Origin of the sequence: Candidatus Aquicultor sp. (assembly GCA_036504445.1) — a bacterium.
Taxonomy (GTDB): domain Bacteria; phylum Actinomycetota; class Aquicultoria; order Aquicultorales; family Aquicultoraceae; genus DASXVE01.
The window spans coordinates 27,649-43,267 of record DASXVE010000012.1 but is presented as its reverse complement, the minus strand read 5'-3'; the positions used below and the strand labels follow the sequence as shown (position 1 = coordinate 43,267).

Below are 15,619 nucleotides of genomic sequence, written 5' to 3'. Positions count from 1 at the left end.
GACCTGCTGATAAGAGGCCTGAACCTAGCTATAATTGCCCGATGATTTATCAGTTTACCACATTAAAGTAACAGAGCGCTAGCCCTAAACGCGAAATGCTACCGTGCTTTCCGCCAGCGCCTTTTCTTTCTCAAGAAGCGGCTTCAAGAACATGCCCGTATATGACTTCTTGACATCCGCCACGTATTCGGGTGAACCGGCGGCGATAATCTCCCCACCGCCCTCGCCGCCTTCCGGGCCGAGATCGATAAGCCAATCGCATGTCTTGATAACGTCCAAGTTGTGCTCGATTACGAGCACGGTGTTGCCCTGGGCTACCAGCCTGTCGAGCACCATGAGCAGCTTCTCGATGTCGGCAAAATGCAGGCCGGTCGTCGGCTCATCCAGGATATAGAAGGTGCGCCCGGTTGCAATCTTACACAACTCGGCTGCAAGCTTGACGCGCTGCGCCTCGCCGCCCGAAAGCGTCGGCGCGGGTTGTCCCAGCTTAACGTAACCCAATCCCACATCGAACAACGTTTGCAGTTTGCGCTTTATCTTCGGTATATTTTCGAAATACCCTAGTGCCTCTTCGACACTCATATCGAGCACGTCGGCGATGGTTTTGCCTTTATACTTAACTTCGAGCGTCTCATTATTGTACCGCTTACCTTTGCACACCTCGCACGGGATATAGATATCCGGCAGGAAGTGCATCTCTATCTTAATCGTGCCATCGCCGTTACAGGCCTCACAGCGACCGCCTCTGATATTAAAGCTAAACCGCCCCGGCTTGTAACCGCGAACCTGCGCTTCGGGCACCTGGCTGAACAGGTTGCGGATGTCGTCGAAGAGCTTCACGTAGGTGGCCGGGTTCGACCTTGGTGTGCGCCCGATCGGCGACTGGTCGATCTCGATTGCTTTATCGAGGTATTCCAACCCCTCGATACCCTTATGCCTACCAGGCAATTCTCGTGAGCGGTAGAACTTGCGATTGAGCGCCTTCGACAGGATATCCGTTACGAGCGTGCTCTTGCCCGAGCCCGACACGCCGGTTATGCCTACAAAGAGGCCGATCGGTATCTCGGCGTCGATACCCTTCAAGTTATGTTCGGTTGCACCCTTAATCGTAAGCCATTTGCCGTTGGGTGTGCGGCGCTCGCGCGGCACTTCAATTTTCCTCTTGCCGCTTAAGAACTGACCGGTTATCGAGTGTTTGTTACGCATGATGTCTTTTATGGTACCTGTGGCGATAATCTTACCGCCGTGCTCGCCGGCATGCGGCCCGATATCGACGATATGGTCGGCCTCAAGCATCGTTTCTTCGTCGTGCTCGACAACGATAAGTGTATTGCCCAAATCGCGCAAGCGCTTCAGCGTCTGGATCAGCCTGCGATTATCACGCTGGTGCAGGCCGATACTGGGCTCGTCCAGAACGTATAGCACGCCTACCAGGCCGCTTCCGATCTGAGTCGCCAGGCGAATACGTTGCGCCTCGCCACCGGAAAGTGTCGCTGACGCCCTATTAATCGTCAGGTAATCGAGACCTACGTCGATTAAGAACTGCAGACGCTCGCGCACCTCTTTGAGGACGCGGTCGGCAATCATATGCTCGCGGTCGGTAAGCTTGACGGTTTGGATAAATTCGAGGGCCCGCTTCGATGATTTCTCACACAGCTCGTGTATGTTCAGCCCGCCGATAGTAACGCCAAGGCTCTCGGGTTTCAAGCGCGCGCCGTGGCACGCGGGGCACGGCTGCATCGACATGTACTGCTCGATTTGTGCGCGCGAATAGTCGCTCTCTGTTTCGCGATACCTGCGTGCGAGGTTGCGCAGAACGCCCTCGAACACCGCATGATACGACCTCGTTCGCCCGGTCATGCTGCGATACTTCACGTAGACCGCACGTCCATCGGTGCCCAGCAATATGGTGCGCTGGGCTTCATCCGATAGGTCCTTCCAGGGTGTATCCATATCGATGCCGAATTCCTCACAGACCGCGCGGATCATCTTGGGATAGAAATCCATGCGCGTGGAGAAAAACGGGTGAATCGCGCCTTCGTTAATGCTTAAGTTTTCATCAGGAATGACAAGCTCCGGGTCGACAACCATCATCGAGCCTAAACCTGAACACTCACGGCATGCGCCGTACGGGTTGTTAAACGAGAACATCCTCGGCTCGAGCTCCTCAAAGCTGATGCCGCAGTCGATGCAGGCAAAATGGGTGCTGAAGTCATGGCGCTCGTCTATGCCTTCGCCGGTTTCTTCGTCTATTCGGGCTCCGACGATCTGGATTGCCACAATACCATCGGAGAGCTTTACCGCCGTTTCCATAGAATCGGCGAGCCTCCGCTGAATGGTGTCTTTTATCACGAGGCGGTCGACTATGACATCGATATTGTGCCACTCTTGCTTGTCGAGTTTTATATCTTCTTCAAGGCCGTATACTTTTCCGTCAACCTGAACACGGGCGAAACCATCCTTGCGCAGACGCTCGAACAGCTCACGGTATTCACCCTTACGACGACGGACAACCGGGCTTAAGACCTGGAACTTCGTACCTTCCGGATACTTTAATACCTGCTCGACGATTTGCTGCGATGTCTGCTGGGCAATCGCTTTGCCGCACTGCGGACAATGCGGAATGCCGATTCGCGCATAGAGCAAACGCAGGTAGTCGTAGATTTCGGTGATAGTACCGACCGTCGACCTCGGGTTCTTCGATGTCGATTTCTGGTCGATACAAATGGAAGGCGAAAGCCCGTCGATGTGATCGACGTCCGGTTTGTCCATCTGACCCAAGAATTGCCTCGCGTATGCGGACAGCGACTCAACATAGCGGCGTTGGCCTTCGGCGTAGATCGTATCGATTGCCAACGATGATTTGCCCGAACCGCTCAGCCCCGTCATAACGATAATTTTGTTTCTCGGTAGCTCAAGGTTGATGTTTTTTAAGTTGTGCTCTCTAGCTCCACGTATAATGATTTTATCTTCGTGCATGTGTAGTATTTCCTGCCCTGCTTCCTAAATGTTAAATTATGTCTCTCGTTCTATATTATATCAGTTGAGGCAAATTTAGGGCACAGGTGTTCGGTTATTTTGCGCGCTGTGCCGGGCTTGCTCCCCTCTTTTAGCTAGATATGCCAACGATTCATTATATGCTAAATCAACCGGCCGCCGGGTGATGCGGTTTCAGTATCGGAATGGGGATTATGCTTGCGGTTAAGCTCTGCAGCGCCTTTGATAAGCTCATTATCCTTGGGTTGCAAGTACAGCTTCCGCGGCTTACCGGTATCGCCGATTTTTATTTTCGGATATGTTATTGTTACTTCACCGGTGCCGGTATCAATTCTGAGCTCGCCCGCTTTCTTATAGCCTTTTTTATACCAGCGAAGCGTGTATATCTTGTCTATCCATTGAGTATGACGGCCGGGGTCTGCGGTTGCAGAGAGAACGGCCTGGGTGACGCTCCAGTACATGCGCTCGCTGATATCATAGACGCTCAGCGGAACCTGCTCGTTATCATCCGGCAGAGCGGTATCCGTTGCGGTTTGAATAAATATAACACGCTCGGCAGGTTTGATGGCTTTGAAAAACTGGTCCATCTCGCGCGTCGGCGTAATCCGCCCTTCTTCGTGCTTGGCGTTAACCGTGGTTGTCGTGCTTCCGTTCGACCCATGGGGCTTGGGCACGGAAAACAGGCGGCAACCCGGGAGCACGACGAGTGCGGCAATTAAGGCAGCTAAAAGCCATAATGTTGCCTTGCGTCCATTTGTTTTCACAGTAAAATGGTTTGCATTCCACATAGAGTTCACCAATATTTCGCGCCGGCCTTATTGTTTCTTCTTTATACCCGCATTTTTGATATAGCAAGCTTATTTTTGCACAGCGAACCTATCTATAACCTTCAAGCGGTTTTCTGGTATATACACTCGTTCCCCAGGCGGCTTACTGAAGCGTTTGCCCTTAATATAGTTAACCATTACTATGCCCGATTTGCTATGGACAAAGGCTTCCGCGGCAAGAGCTCCTAGCTACAAAGCATCACATTCCTATGCTGAGTATATATATCCGGTCGTATCCTGCTGGTATTTTACCCGTCATACCAGTACAATTGTAGGCATGGACAGTCTATTTTCAACCGTAAACACCTCGCATACCCCGCTTGCCGAACGAATGCGACCGCGAACCATTAGCGAGTTTGTCGGGCAGGAACACCTGTTGGGGGAAAACGGTCTGCTCAAGAAGCTTATCGAGAGCGACCGCCTTAACTCGATCATCCTCTGGGGGCCGCCGGGGACCGGCAAAACGACAATCGCCCGCATTATTGCGACTGCGACAAAGGCATATTTTATAGAATTCTCCGCGGTAACCAGCGGTGTTGCCGATATCCGCAAAGTGGTCAAGGAGGCTACGGAGCGCAAGCAGCTCACAGGCCAGCAGACGATATTGTTTGTCGATGAGATTCACCGGTTCAACAAAGCGCAGCAAGACGCCTTTTTGCCGCATATCGAGGCAGGCACGATCATTTTGATCGGTGCCACCACCGAAAACCCTGGGTTCGAGGTAAATGCGCCTATCCTCTCGCGCTCCAGGCTTTTCAGGCTGGAACAGCTCACCGACCAGGATATAATTGAGATTCTGAAGCGAACGCTCACCGACGAAGATCGGGGTTTAGGTAAACTCGGTGTTCAAACCGACGATGGTGCGCTCGAACATATCGCAAAGAACTCTAACGGCGATGCCAGGGTTGCCCTGACTGCATTGGAAATTGCGGCAAACAGCATTGCCGGTGCAATTGAGGCTGATGTAAAAAGCGATACTGTACCTGGTGCTGGAGACAGTAAGAGCAAAGGCCCTAAAGTTACAAAGGGTAAGAAAGACGCTGTAGGTGTAAGCGCCGAAAAGACAACAGGTGCGAGCAACGGTATTGAGGATGGCGCGAGTCAACAAGCTGTACCACGAATAACGCTTGCGATAGCTGAAGACGCAATTAATAGGAAGCAACTTCAGTATGACAGGGCCGGTGATGCTCATTATGATATTATCAGCGCTTTTATTAAAAGCTTGCGCGGGAGCGACCCGGATGCCGCGGTTTATTACCTTGCGCGGATGCTTGAAAGCGGCGAAGATCCCAAATTTATCGCACGCCGCATGGTGATTTTTGCATCTGAAGATATTGGAAACGCCGATGTTCATGCGCTTCTTATAGCAATTGCTACGGTCGATGCCATTAACTTCGTCGGCATGCCCGAGGCGCGCATCAATCTCGCGCAGTGTGCAACATACCTTGCCAGCGCCCCTAAATCTAACGCTTCCTATGCGGCAATCAACGAGGCGATGCGCGATGTGCAAACCGAGCGCGTGGCCCCCGTCCCCAATCACTTGCGAAACGCACCGACGAAGCTTGCGAAAAAGCTCGGCCACGGCAAAGATTATAAGTATCCGCATAACTTCCCTGAGCACTACGTTGAGGAGAACTATCTGCCCGACAACCTAAAAGACAAGGTGTACTACCGCCCGAGCAATAATGGGTATGAAAAAACAATCAGGGAACGTTTGAACCGGCTTAGGAAGAAGCAGGTGTAGGTAAAATTAAAAGGCCCGTTGGAAAACGGGCCTTTTTTGTGTGTGATGTTCGTAATTAGCTTTGGAGCTCCCAAGCTATTACGGTAAGCCTCTGGTAAGAAGCTCATCGTTGTGGTTGTCGTACGAATTAGTATCGATTGGTCTACCAAAGCTATCAGTACCCCGTACAACTACATCCGTGTAATTACCTGCTGACGTAGCTCTCCATACAGTTGGGTTGTGGCAGTCTAAGCAGACGCTATCGAGATCATGTACGGCGAAGGCTGTCACCGGTTTTGGCCCAGTAGGTCCATCAGGATCTATTGATCTTGTTCCGCCAATACCGACCGGTGTACCGTCAAAGTTCAGACCAAAGAGGTCGTCTTTGAGCATCTTCCACCCCAACGTCCTGTGCGGCCAACTGAAGCCATCATCACCACATGTTGAGCCTGTACCAACCGATGTGAGGGTGCCGCTTGCATCATAGGTCATGGTAGCTGCAGCTGCGCTTTCCCGCCAGTTAGAATACCAGGCAATTGTGCGAGACCTCTTAAACATAAAGCTTGAATCATCGGTCAAGTCTCCAGGAACGTGCATATTATTGGGATCACCATCAATAAGCATGTTCAACGCGCCCATGGTTGTCTGCGTTTCCGCATACGTGGTTTGGCCTTGGACACCCGGGAACGTAAGATCATAACTGAGCCTATCGTGGGCGTTATCCGCGGCAAATCCGAGATTTGTGGTATATATTGCCGTTGATTTCCCACCGAGAGCTGTTGAGAAAAACGCGTAACTATGGCACCTACCACAACCGCTCGATCCCTTGTGGCAGTTTCTGCAGTGCGGTCCGAATACGTTTACATCCTCCGGATTGAACTGCATCTGCCTGCCGCAGTGGCGAGGGTTCTCATCGTGGCCGTAGCCTACATCGTAGCTGCCCTTCCAGTTGGTAGTATCGCCGACAACGTTATGGCCCTGGTTGTCACCAGATTGCATCTGGGCACGAAGCGCACGATCCTCACTGAAGAGCGGGGCTGGAACCGTCGATATACCGGTATTACCATCATGGCAGTCGGCACAGAACTCAGAGACTGTCCATACACCTGTGTGAGATGGTAATGACGCAAGGTAGGTGCGAGTGGTATATGCGGCTGTTCCGGTAGCTTCTTTAGCAATACCCATTGGGCTATTCCAATCGATAGGAATTTTATTGACAGGATACCCGTTGGTTCTATCATACTGGTGAAGCATACCCCCGGTAATCTGCCGAGTAGCCGGATCGGTATAGCCAAATACCATATCGCTGATTTCTTGACCGGCTACTATATCGGTGGTAACAATTGATCCTACTTGCCCTTCTGCATCGCCGACCTTGTAATAGTTAACCGTTTCACTATGTTCAGCGATTTCGCGGTCCGGGTTTTTAAGCAGCAACCAGCTACCCGACATGTAGAGAGGAACCGCTGATAGGTAACCGCTGGTCCATTGTCCAGTATCAATGTCCATACCCTTCTTATGGCAATCGACGCATATGACTTTGTGCCCGGGTTGGTCGCTTACGCTGTTATGTCCCGGGTTGATAATGCTGTAGTACCGTGTCTCTCCATTGTAGGCGAGCGTACTACTATAATTACCATTATCCGCCCATGCCATACCTTTTATGTTGCCTTGATTATCAAAACCCATCAGCCTTGCCGGGTTAGCATGCGGGCTATGACAGTCAAAGCACGAGAAACCACCCATGTAATAGTTAGGCGAAAACGCCGGGTAGGTATCATCAGGCGCTCTCCACTTGCCGTTGTCAATGCCGTAGCCCATAGTGTGGCCGACGTTATATTCAGTGGTATATAAATCATTGTTGTCCATCTGGATATTAAAGCCTGAGCCGGCACCGGTACCATGGCACCAGTCGCACGACTCAAACCTGGTATCGGAACGCAAGAGTTTGAATTTGCCGGCTGCACGGTGGACTGCATGGCACTCACGGCAACGGTGTGTTGAGGTGAGGTAGCCGCCGTGTGGACCCGAAATGAAGGTGTCTGGTAGATGCGTTGCGTCAACAGCATGCCCGTCTTTGCGGATTTGAGCACTGTCCACCACGTAATCCTGGGGATCATTGTAGTTATAGCCATCCACACCGTACGTATATGGGCTGTTCCAGGTACCGTATACATGTGTGCTTAAGCCATAACCATCCGAATAGACAAGGGAATCTACCTGCATACCTTGCACGTAGTCCTTGTAATCGCCGTTACCGTTCAGGTTAACCGTGCCTGATACTTTGTTGTATGTGTTGGCAACGATATTACCTTTCGTAGGATTCGGTGGATTACCGGGTAGTGTGTTGGGCTCAATCCGTGCAAAAGCGGTGCTCGACAAAGCAAGCAAGACTGCCAAAGCAACTAAAGCTATTAAGAGCTTCTTTGTCATCTGTTTCACCCCCTTTGCTGACAAACAAATTGCATCCTCTTTTTTTATGGGACAGTGCTTATAAACGATGGCATGCTAAAGCATTAACATCTACGATTTGTAACTTTTACGCATCTACTGAGCTTTCTGTTTCTTAAGGTTCGCATAACGGTTGGTGGATATTACTAAGATTATTGCGATTTGGTGCTTTGAGCCTTTTTAGCCTGCTTATACTTACTATTATCATCGTAATATTACTTTATTGTCAAGCTTTTGTAAACATTTTAGGCGCTGTATCTTGCTATGACATGTCTCTTATTCGCAAAGTAGTTTGTAACAGAACCAGGTATTGCTTATACCCTATTTTACATATTGCTAACTTGTTCTACTATGCGTCTTTGCCCTAAATATTACGAGCGGATTACCCCGGGTGGTACACCTGCAGGTCAAGGCACTCAAGATAGTGAAAGCTTTCACGATAAAATGTTTAAAATATTTCTCGTATGGTTGGCCCATCGTTATATTTTCGTGGCTCCGGTAATACATTTGCATAGTGATGCCATAAGAATTAAGGTACTATTCAGAGCAGTCGCCTAGTATATTCAAAAGAGGCTGCCGGTTATCAAATAGGCTTGAGTTTCTTTGGAGGTTAGGTTTTGAAAAAGCTTTAAGGTGGTATATATCCTTTTAAGTGCTTGGCAACCGACCGCCCGGTTGATGATCGTGATATAAAAACATATGGCACTCTGTGTAAGTATTTGAAGGAGGAATTTAATGGACGGAAAAACACTCGAAAATCTAAAACAGGCTTTTGCCGGTGAATCCCAGGCGAATAGACGTTACTTGGCGTTTGCACATAAAGCCGACGATGAGGGCTACGCCCAAGCGGCAAAGCTCTTCCGCGCGGCGGCCGATAGCGAGACAGTCCACGCGCTTAAGCACCTCAATGCAACCGGCTCTATCGGGGAAACAACGACGAACTTAAAGACGGCAATTGCCGGAGAAACATACGAGTTCGAGCAAATGTATCCGCCGATGATCGATGAAGCCGAAGCAGAAGGACAAACGGCGGCCAAGATAAGTTTTAGAAACGCAAACGTCGTCGAGAAAGAACATGCGTTGCTCTACCAGGCAATGCTTGATAATATGGAAAACCCGGAATTTGTCGATTACTATGTCTGCCAGGTATGCGGCCATGTTCACATTAACGAGGCGCCTGATAAATGCCCTGTTTGTGGTGCTGCAAAGAAAATGTTCAAGAAGATCGATTAGTAAAAGCGCAATCATAATCGGCAGCATAGCTGACCGGTTGAAGCATCCAGAGGGGGCCGTAATCGGCCCCTTTTCTTTTTAGTTTTTTTATCCGCAGTAATAGCGCGATGCATGCAATCCCAGCCCGTCTTGCATGCATACTTTCGTATCTTTCTTGCGTGCCGGAGTTTTCGATTTGAAATATCATGCCTACTGTGCGACAGTAGGCATCGATGAACGTTGAACATTACCGGCAGCTTGAATATGAGATAATTAACCTGGTTAGCACGCGCGGCCTAACCAATGCTGCGCTCGATCTCTTTCGCGAGTGCATTTGGGCATATTTTGCGGAGCACGGACGGGTGCTTCCGTGGCGCGAGACGGATGACCCTTATAAGGTTCTGGTTTCCGAGGTTATGCTGCAGCAGACGCAGGTACCGCGAGTACTCACCAAATACCGCGAATTCATCACCGCTTTCCCCGGTTTTGCCGAACTAGCCGCTGCCCCGCTTCGCGATGTGCTGCAAATCTGGCAGGGTTTGGGGTATAACCGCCGGGCAATAGCGCTCAAATCAGCCGCTGAGGCCGTAATGGAGAAGTTTAACGGCCATTTGCCCTCTGATTTTGATGCGCTCCGTTCGCTGCCCGGCATCGGCCCGGCAACCGCCGCTCAAGTCTTGGCGTTTGCCTTTAATAAAGCGGTACCCTATATCGAAACCAACATCCGGGCTGTGTATATCCACTTTTTCTTTAATGATAGAACCGACGTTAAAGACAAAGAGCTGATGCCGTTGATCGAGCACACGCTTGATACGGAGAACCCCCGTGACTGGTACTACGCGATTCTTGATTACGGGTCTATGCTTAAGAAAACGCGCGTAAATCCCAGTAGAAAAAGCGTCCATCATACCCGGCAATCCCCGTATGAGGGTTCGCACCGGCAGCTTCGTGCGAAGGCTCTGCGGGCGGTACTCGACCGCGGCAACGCGTCCTCGGCGAACGTTGCCAAGCAGCTTAAAATCGATAAGGAAAAGGCTCGACACGTGCTCGATGAGCTGGTTAAGGAAGGGTTTATTAAAGAATCAGGCGGCACGTATTCCGTAGAGTAATTAATATAGACATTCCCCTATCATTTGCGGCCGAAACTAACGCTTAGCTTGCTAATACTGCTGCTACCGGCAACACAATATTTCGACAACAAGCCATCAAATTATCTTTACTATTTTTGCATGAATTGCCTGAAAACAAAGATGCTTTGCTATACTTAAACTTATGAACGAACTTGCTGAAATGTTGCAAACTTCAAATTTCGCTGTGGCGTTTACCGGCGCCGGTATCTCTACGCTCTCGGGCATCAAAGACTTCCGAGGTAAAGACGGGCTGTACAAAGAAAAGAATGCCGACAAAATCTTCGACATCGATTATTTTTATGAAAATCCGGCATTTTACTACGGAGAGACCAAAGATATGATCTATAACCTCGACGCTAAGGAGCCGAGCCTCGTTCACACCGAACTTGCGCGGTTGGAAGCTAAGGGGATTATTAAAGCGGTCGTCACCCAAAACATAGACCTTCTACACCAGAAGGCCGGTTCGCAAAAGGTTATCGAGCTGCACGGCTCGCCGCAGGTTCATTTCTGCATATCATGCCAGCGCGAGTACGATTTTTGCGCGGTTGTTGGTAAGCTCGCCGCAGCAGATGTTCCGCTTTGCGATTCCTGCAACGGCGTGCTTAAACCCAAGATTGTCTTCTATGGTGAATCATTGCCATTCGAGGCCATAGAGGATGCCGTATCGTATATGTCGAGGGCCGATTTGGTGCTCGTTCTTGGCTCTTCCCTGGTCGTACAGCCGGCTGCATCTATGCCGCTATACGCGCTTGAAAGCGACGGCCGGCTCGTAATCGTAAACGATTTACCGACACCGCTTGATCCGTACGCCTCGCTTCGCTATGATGACCTGGCAGAAACCTTCACATTCATCAGCGAAAACATGTAATACTTTGCTGCATTACGCTGCCTCTAGGTGCTGGGCTTGCTACTTAATCACCTTGAGCTTCGGCCGTTTCACGGCGCTTATGGCATCGAGGTCTTTACGAAGCTCGAAAATCTCATCCCTCAGAAGCGCCGCTTGCTCGAAATCAAGCCGCTCTGCAGCAGAGCGCATCTCCTCTTCGATAGCCTGTATGATCGCCTCCAGCTCGCTCGGCGGCATCTTCTGAATGGTATCGCTATCATGGTGTGTCTTATACAACTTCCCGCTCTCTGCGACCGCCATTTGGATGATATCGGTAACAGCCTTACGGATTGACTGTGGCTCGATACCATGCTCGCGGTTGTACTCCATCTGCAGTTTACGGCGCCTGTTCGTTTCGTTTATCGCCCGCTTCATCGAATCGGTATAGGTATCGGCATACATGATAACTTGGCCGCTCACGTTACGAGCGGCACGCCCGATTGTCTGGATAAGCGAACGCTCGGAACGCAGGAATCCTTCCTTATCCGCATCGAGAATTGCAACCAGTGAGACCTCGGGCAGGTCAAGGCCCTCGCGCAACAGATTGATGCCGACTAGCACGTCGAACTCGCCAAGCCTCAGATCGGTTAATATCTTCACCCGCTCAAGCGTATTGATATCCGAGTGCAAGTACCGCACCTTAACGCCCATTTCCAGCAGATAATCGGTCAGGTCTTCGGACATTTTCTTGGTAAGTGTCGTAACAAGCGTTCGATCGCCTCGCTGCACGCGGTCGCGGATCTTGTCCAACAGATCGTCGATTTGCCCTTTCGTCGGCTGCACGATAACTTGAGGGTCGATAAGCCCGGTCGGTCGAATAATCTGCTCCGCTATGCGTTTTGAGTTTTCCATCTCAAAAGGACCCGGGGTCGCGCTTACAAAAACAATCTGGGGTACCTTAGCAATAAACTCTTCAAATTTTAGCGGCCGGTTATCCACCGCCGACGGCAAGCGAAAACCGAAATCGACCAGTGTCTGCTTGCGCGACCGGTCGCCGTTATACATGCCATTGAGCTGCGGTACCGTGATATGCGACTCGTCGATGAGTACTAGCAAGTTTTTCGGGAAGTAATCGATAAGCGTATCCGGCGCCTCACCCGGCGCTTTGCCTGAAAAGTGGCGCGAATAGTTCTCGATGCCGTTGCAGTAGCCGACTTCTCGAATCATCTCGAGGTCGTATTTCGTACGCTGTTCCAGACGCTGTGCCTCGAGCAATTTGCCCTGGTCGCGAAGCTCAAATAACCGTTCGTCCAGCTCGTCGGCAATAGAAATCAGTGCCCGCTCGATCTTCTCTTCGATAGTTACGAAGTGGGTCGCCGGGTATACCGACATATGATCGTGCTCGCTCAACAACTCGCCGGTCAGCGGGTCGATTGTAATAATTCGCTCGACAGTATCCCCGAAAAACTCGATACGGATCGCTATCTCATCGTATGCCGGAAAAACCTCGAGGACATCGCCCCGTACCCTGAACGTGCCGCGCGAAAAGTTGATGTCATTGCGCTGGTATTTGATCTTAACCAGTTTCTTGAGTATCTCGTCGATGTTGTAGTCCTCGCCCACCGTTAAGAATACGGTGGTCGACTTGTAATCCTCCGGAGAACCCAAGCCGTAAATGCACGAGACGGACGCTACGATTATTGCGTCTCGCCTCGTGAAAAGCGAACTCGTCGCGGCATGCCTAAGCTTATCGATCTCCTCATTGATAGAGGAATCCTTCTCGATATACGTATCAGTATGCGGGAGGTATGCTTCAGGCTGGTAGTAATCGTAGTAGCTCACGAAGTATTCGACCGCGTTAGTCGGGAAGAAATACTTAAACTCGTTGCAGAGCTGCGCGGCAAGCGTCTTGTTCGGCGCAATTATAAGCGACGGCCTGCCGATATTTTCTATAATTTTTGCCATTGTATATGTCTTGCCCGAGCCGGTAACGCCAAGCAGCGTTTGATAATCGATGCCGGCAGATACACCGTCAACGAGGGTTTTGATTGCGTTTGGCTGGTCGCCTTTAGGCTCGTAGGGGGCTTCAATCTTAAAACTACTCATAACAGTGTATTTTACGGGATTTTGCGCAAATTTGCACTTAGTAAGAGGTTGTGTGGTAGGTGATAACCTACTTTATGTGAAATGAGGGGTAAAACTAGCTGGCTCGTGAACCGCTACCACCGGGTTTAGCAGGACCTTTAGTAACTGGCTTATTGCGAGCGCTCTTGCGCTCTTTGGCCCGTTTGCGGGCTTGCTCTTCCAGCTGCTCGCGTTGTTGGCACTGCTTTTCGTGTGCTTCATAGCGATGCTGCTCTTCGGCCACGAACTTCACCAGTTTTTGCTGATCTTCCGAGCTTATCTGGCTAAATTTGATTCCAAGCTGATACTCGCGCGAAGTTGCATTTCTGACCGTACAATGGACGACTTTGCCGGCCGCGATGATTTTGTTTTGACGGCTTAACAGCTCAATCTCAATTTGTACGGTGTTTCCGAGGTGTATGGGGTTTTTCGCGTATACATTGACACCAATGCCGCTGCCGCTTATATCGTACACCTGCATGCACTTATAGCGGCTGTTACAGCGGTCGAACTGCAATCTAAGTACTATGCCGCTATCGATCTTAACCCTGGGGAAGATTCTTCGCTCGGCTTTTTGGATAGGGCCGCTTGGTGATGCCGCAACTATCTCGCCTTTCTCGCTTATGCCGATAATGCGGGCAGGGATAAGGCAGCTTCCTTCTTCGTTGGCAAGCACTATGCTGATCGGCAGGCCGACTTCACAGTTTTCGGTCAGGGGTTGGTCAATAGCCTTACAGATGATGGTCTTATCGGCCATCGCCATTGAAATCCTGTAAAGAGCGCTCGTGCCGCCAGACTCTATTTTGACCACAGTGCCGGGCCTCACGAGCTCGGCAAATTCCGGTCATATTTTACTTTCGTGCATATTGGAAGCTGCATTTGATGCTAAAGCCATAGTAATATATCCATCGTCACCTTGGCGGTTATGCTTAAGCATTAACATGTATGCTTTAACGGTTTGTTTACTATTTATCGAGGCGATTTGCGCGGGAAGACAGGTTATCAAACTCTCCGGGGTAGAGTTTTTCGTACATTTTTTGCGCGCTCTTTACTCTTACGATAAATGCGCGGGTTTCCTCGAAGGGAATATTTGCTACCATGTCGTCTATATTGCCGGTACCTCGCTCTTTCAGCCACCGATCTACGTTCTTATAACCCGAATTGTATGCTGCCAAAGCCAGTTTCTCGTTATTATATTTCGTGCTCAAGTACCTGAAATACCAGGTGCCCATGTCTATACTGGTGATCGGATCGTCTAGAGTGATTTGAGCATCCGCCTTGCCCTGCTTATTTGCAATCCACTTACCTGTCGCCGGCATGATCTGCATAAGGCCGATAGCGCCTGCACCCGATTCAGACGATGGGTTGAATTTGCTTTCGACATAAATAATGCCGCATACGAGGTACGGATCGATGGAGTACTTTTGACTCGCCTCCATTATCGATGTTTCATATTCAAGCGGATAGAGTACGCGGTCCCAGTCCAGAGGAAATGCCTTCTGAAACCAGACCAGACCTACCGTTACTAATATAATGACAATCGCAATAGCGCGTAGTAATCTCATTGCTACTTCCTAAGCCACGATGAATTCTAGTTTAATGGCAGTCTTATATCTGCCTCCACATATTACTCGCAGTGTGTGCTTGTAATGCGGCGCCATAAAGCATCAACCGCCGTCTTTAAGGTTTCGAGCGATCCATTGTTCTCAATAATAACATCCGCCTCGTGCTGAAGCGCCTCTTTATTCCCCTGCGCCTCGATTCTTGCCTCGGCCTCTTCTTTTGACAAGCCTTTTTGTAGAAGACGCTCGCACCTGATATGCCTGGTTGCCGTAACTATAACGACGAGAACACAGCGGGCATGATATCCCACCTCGATAAGAAGCGGCACATCAAGGACTACAACCTGGTCGTCACCGTATTCGGCCTCCATGCGTTGAAGCCGCCGGTCGATCTCGGTCATAACCGCCGGGTGAACGATTTTGTTAAGAGCCTCACGCTTTTGGGGATCTTCAAATACTATCTTCCCCAGTTGGCGCCGCTTTATGGCGCCGCTTTTATCAACGATGTCCTCGCCGAACCGCTCGACGATTTCACTAAAAGCGGGTTGACCGCGCTCAACCACCTCGCGGGCGATGTTATCGGCGTCGATAAGCAACGCACCCTTGTCTCTAAGAAGTGCGGCTACCGTTGATTTGCCCGATCCTATTGATCCTGTTACGCCAATGATCTTCATACTAATCAATCCGTCCATACTACCTAAACAATGGGTCCGTTAACGTAAAAGATGGGCTCTGTCTTACAGAGCCCATCTTAAAGAATACCGTAA

The 15,619-nt window shown here is 50.2% G+C and carries 11 protein-coding genes; 4 read left to right on the top strand and 7 right to left on the bottom strand.

All coding sequences use genetic code 11. From position 1 onward, the window contains the following. Positions 1–84 precede the first annotated feature (84 nt). Together uvrA and VGK02_02080 are read right to left on the bottom strand one after the other, a co-directional pair. Entirely contained in the window at positions 85–2,979 is a 2,895-nt protein-coding gene (uvrA, locus tag VGK02_02085; GenBank protein HEY3373835.1) for an excinuclease ABC subunit UvrA, read from the bottom strand. A gap of 161 nt (positions 2,980–3,140) precedes the next feature. Further along, complete coding sequence (locus VGK02_02080; GenBank protein ID HEY3373834.1) at positions 3,141–3,785, bottom strand: hypothetical protein; 645 nt, start codon at positions 3,783–3,785, stop codon at positions 3,141–3,143. Between the two features lie 316 nt (positions 3,786–4,101). Between VGK02_02080 and VGK02_02075 the strand changes: the two genes are divergently transcribed. After that, entirely contained in the window at positions 4,102–5,568 is a 1,467-nt protein-coding gene (locus VGK02_02075; protein HEY3373833.1) for a replication-associated recombination protein A, read from the top strand. Between the two features lie 78 nt (positions 5,569–5,646). Here VGK02_02075 and VGK02_02070 read toward each other — a convergent pair whose 3' ends face one another. Continuing rightward, positions 5,647–7,980 (bottom strand): hypothetical protein, encoded by a 2,334-nt coding sequence (locus tag VGK02_02070; GenBank protein HEY3373832.1) that lies wholly within the window; start codon positions 7,978–7,980, stop codon positions 5,647–5,649. A gap of 753 nt (positions 7,981–8,733) precedes the next feature. Between VGK02_02070 and VGK02_02065 the strand changes: the two genes are divergently transcribed. The 3 genes from VGK02_02065 to VGK02_02055 all read left to right on the top strand — a co-directional run bounded on the left by VGK02_02065 (position 8,734) and on the right by VGK02_02055 (position 11,208). Next, positions 8,734–9,231, top strand: a complete 498-nt coding sequence (locus VGK02_02065; GenBank protein HEY3373831.1) for a rubrerythrin family protein — start codon at positions 8,734–8,736, stop codon at positions 9,229–9,231. 212 nt (positions 9,232–9,443) lie between these two features. Next, positions 9,444–10,319 (top strand): hypothetical protein, encoded by an 876-nt coding sequence (locus tag VGK02_02060; GenBank protein ID HEY3373830.1) that lies wholly within the window; start codon positions 9,444–9,446, stop codon positions 10,317–10,319. Between the two features lie 181 nt (positions 10,320–10,500). Further along, entirely contained in the window at positions 10,501–11,208 is a 708-nt protein-coding gene (locus tag VGK02_02055; GenBank protein ID HEY3373829.1) for a Sir2 family NAD-dependent protein deacetylase, read from the top strand. A 39-nt stretch (positions 11,209–11,247) separates the two neighbouring features. On the opposite strand, the gene uvrB is transcribed toward VGK02_02055, so the two are convergent. The 4 genes from uvrB to coaE all read right to left on the bottom strand — a co-directional run bounded on the left by uvrB (position 11,248) and on the right by coaE (position 15,526). Further along, complete coding sequence (gene uvrB, locus VGK02_02050; GenBank protein HEY3373828.1) at positions 11,248–13,272, bottom strand: excinuclease ABC subunit UvrB; 2,025 nt, start codon at positions 13,270–13,272, stop codon at positions 11,248–11,250. A gap of 94 nt (positions 13,273–13,366) precedes the next feature. Then, positions 13,367–14,101: a PilZ domain-containing protein gene (locus VGK02_02045; GenBank protein HEY3373827.1), complete on the bottom strand. Its 735-nt coding sequence runs from the start codon at positions 14,099–14,101 to the stop codon at positions 13,367–13,369. A gap of 154 nt (positions 14,102–14,255) precedes the next feature. Further along, positions 14,256–14,855 carry a lytic transglycosylase domain-containing protein gene (locus tag VGK02_02040; GenBank protein ID HEY3373826.1) on the bottom strand — a complete coding sequence of 200 codons (600 nt, stop codon included), beginning with the start codon at positions 14,853–14,855 and terminating at the stop codon, positions 14,256–14,258. A 62-nt stretch (positions 14,856–14,917) separates the two neighbouring features. Further along, positions 14,918–15,526: a dephospho-CoA kinase gene (gene coaE, locus VGK02_02035; protein ID HEY3373825.1), complete on the bottom strand. Its 609-nt coding sequence runs from the start codon at positions 15,524–15,526 to the stop codon at positions 14,918–14,920. Between the last annotated feature and the right edge of the window lie 93 nt (positions 15,527–15,619).

Coding starts and splice junctions, on each gene's coding strand:
- uvrA (HEY3373835.1), bottom strand. CDS start 2,979: ATGCACGAAGATAAAATCATTATACGTGGAGCTAGAGAGCACAACTTA.
- VGK02_02080 (HEY3373834.1), bottom strand. CDS start 3,785: ATGTGGAATGCAAACCATTTTACTGTGAAAACAAATGGACGCAAGGCA.
- VGK02_02075 (HEY3373833.1), top strand. CDS start 4,102: ATGGACAGTCTATTTTCAACCGTAAACACCTCGCATACCCCGCTTGCC.
- VGK02_02070 (HEY3373832.1), bottom strand. CDS start 7,980: ATGACAAAGAAGCTCTTAATAGCTTTAGTTGCTTTGGCAGTCTTGCTT.
- VGK02_02065 (HEY3373831.1), top strand. CDS start 8,734: ATGGACGGAAAAACACTCGAAAATCTAAAACAGGCTTTTGCCGGTGAA.
- VGK02_02060 (HEY3373830.1), top strand. CDS start 9,444: ATGAACGTTGAACATTACCGGCAGCTTGAATATGAGATAATTAACCTG.
- VGK02_02055 (HEY3373829.1), top strand. CDS start 10,501: ATGTTGCAAACTTCAAATTTCGCTGTGGCGTTTACCGGCGCCGGTATC.
- uvrB (HEY3373828.1), bottom strand. CDS start 13,272: ATGAGTAGTTTTAAGATTGAAGCCCCCTACGAGCCTAAAGGCGACCAG.
- VGK02_02040 (HEY3373826.1), bottom strand. CDS start 14,855: ATGAGATTACTACGCGCTATTGCGATTGTCATTATATTAGTAACGGTA.
- coaE (HEY3373825.1), bottom strand. CDS start 15,526: ATGAAGATCATTGGCGTAACAGGATCAATAGGATCGGGCAAATCAACG.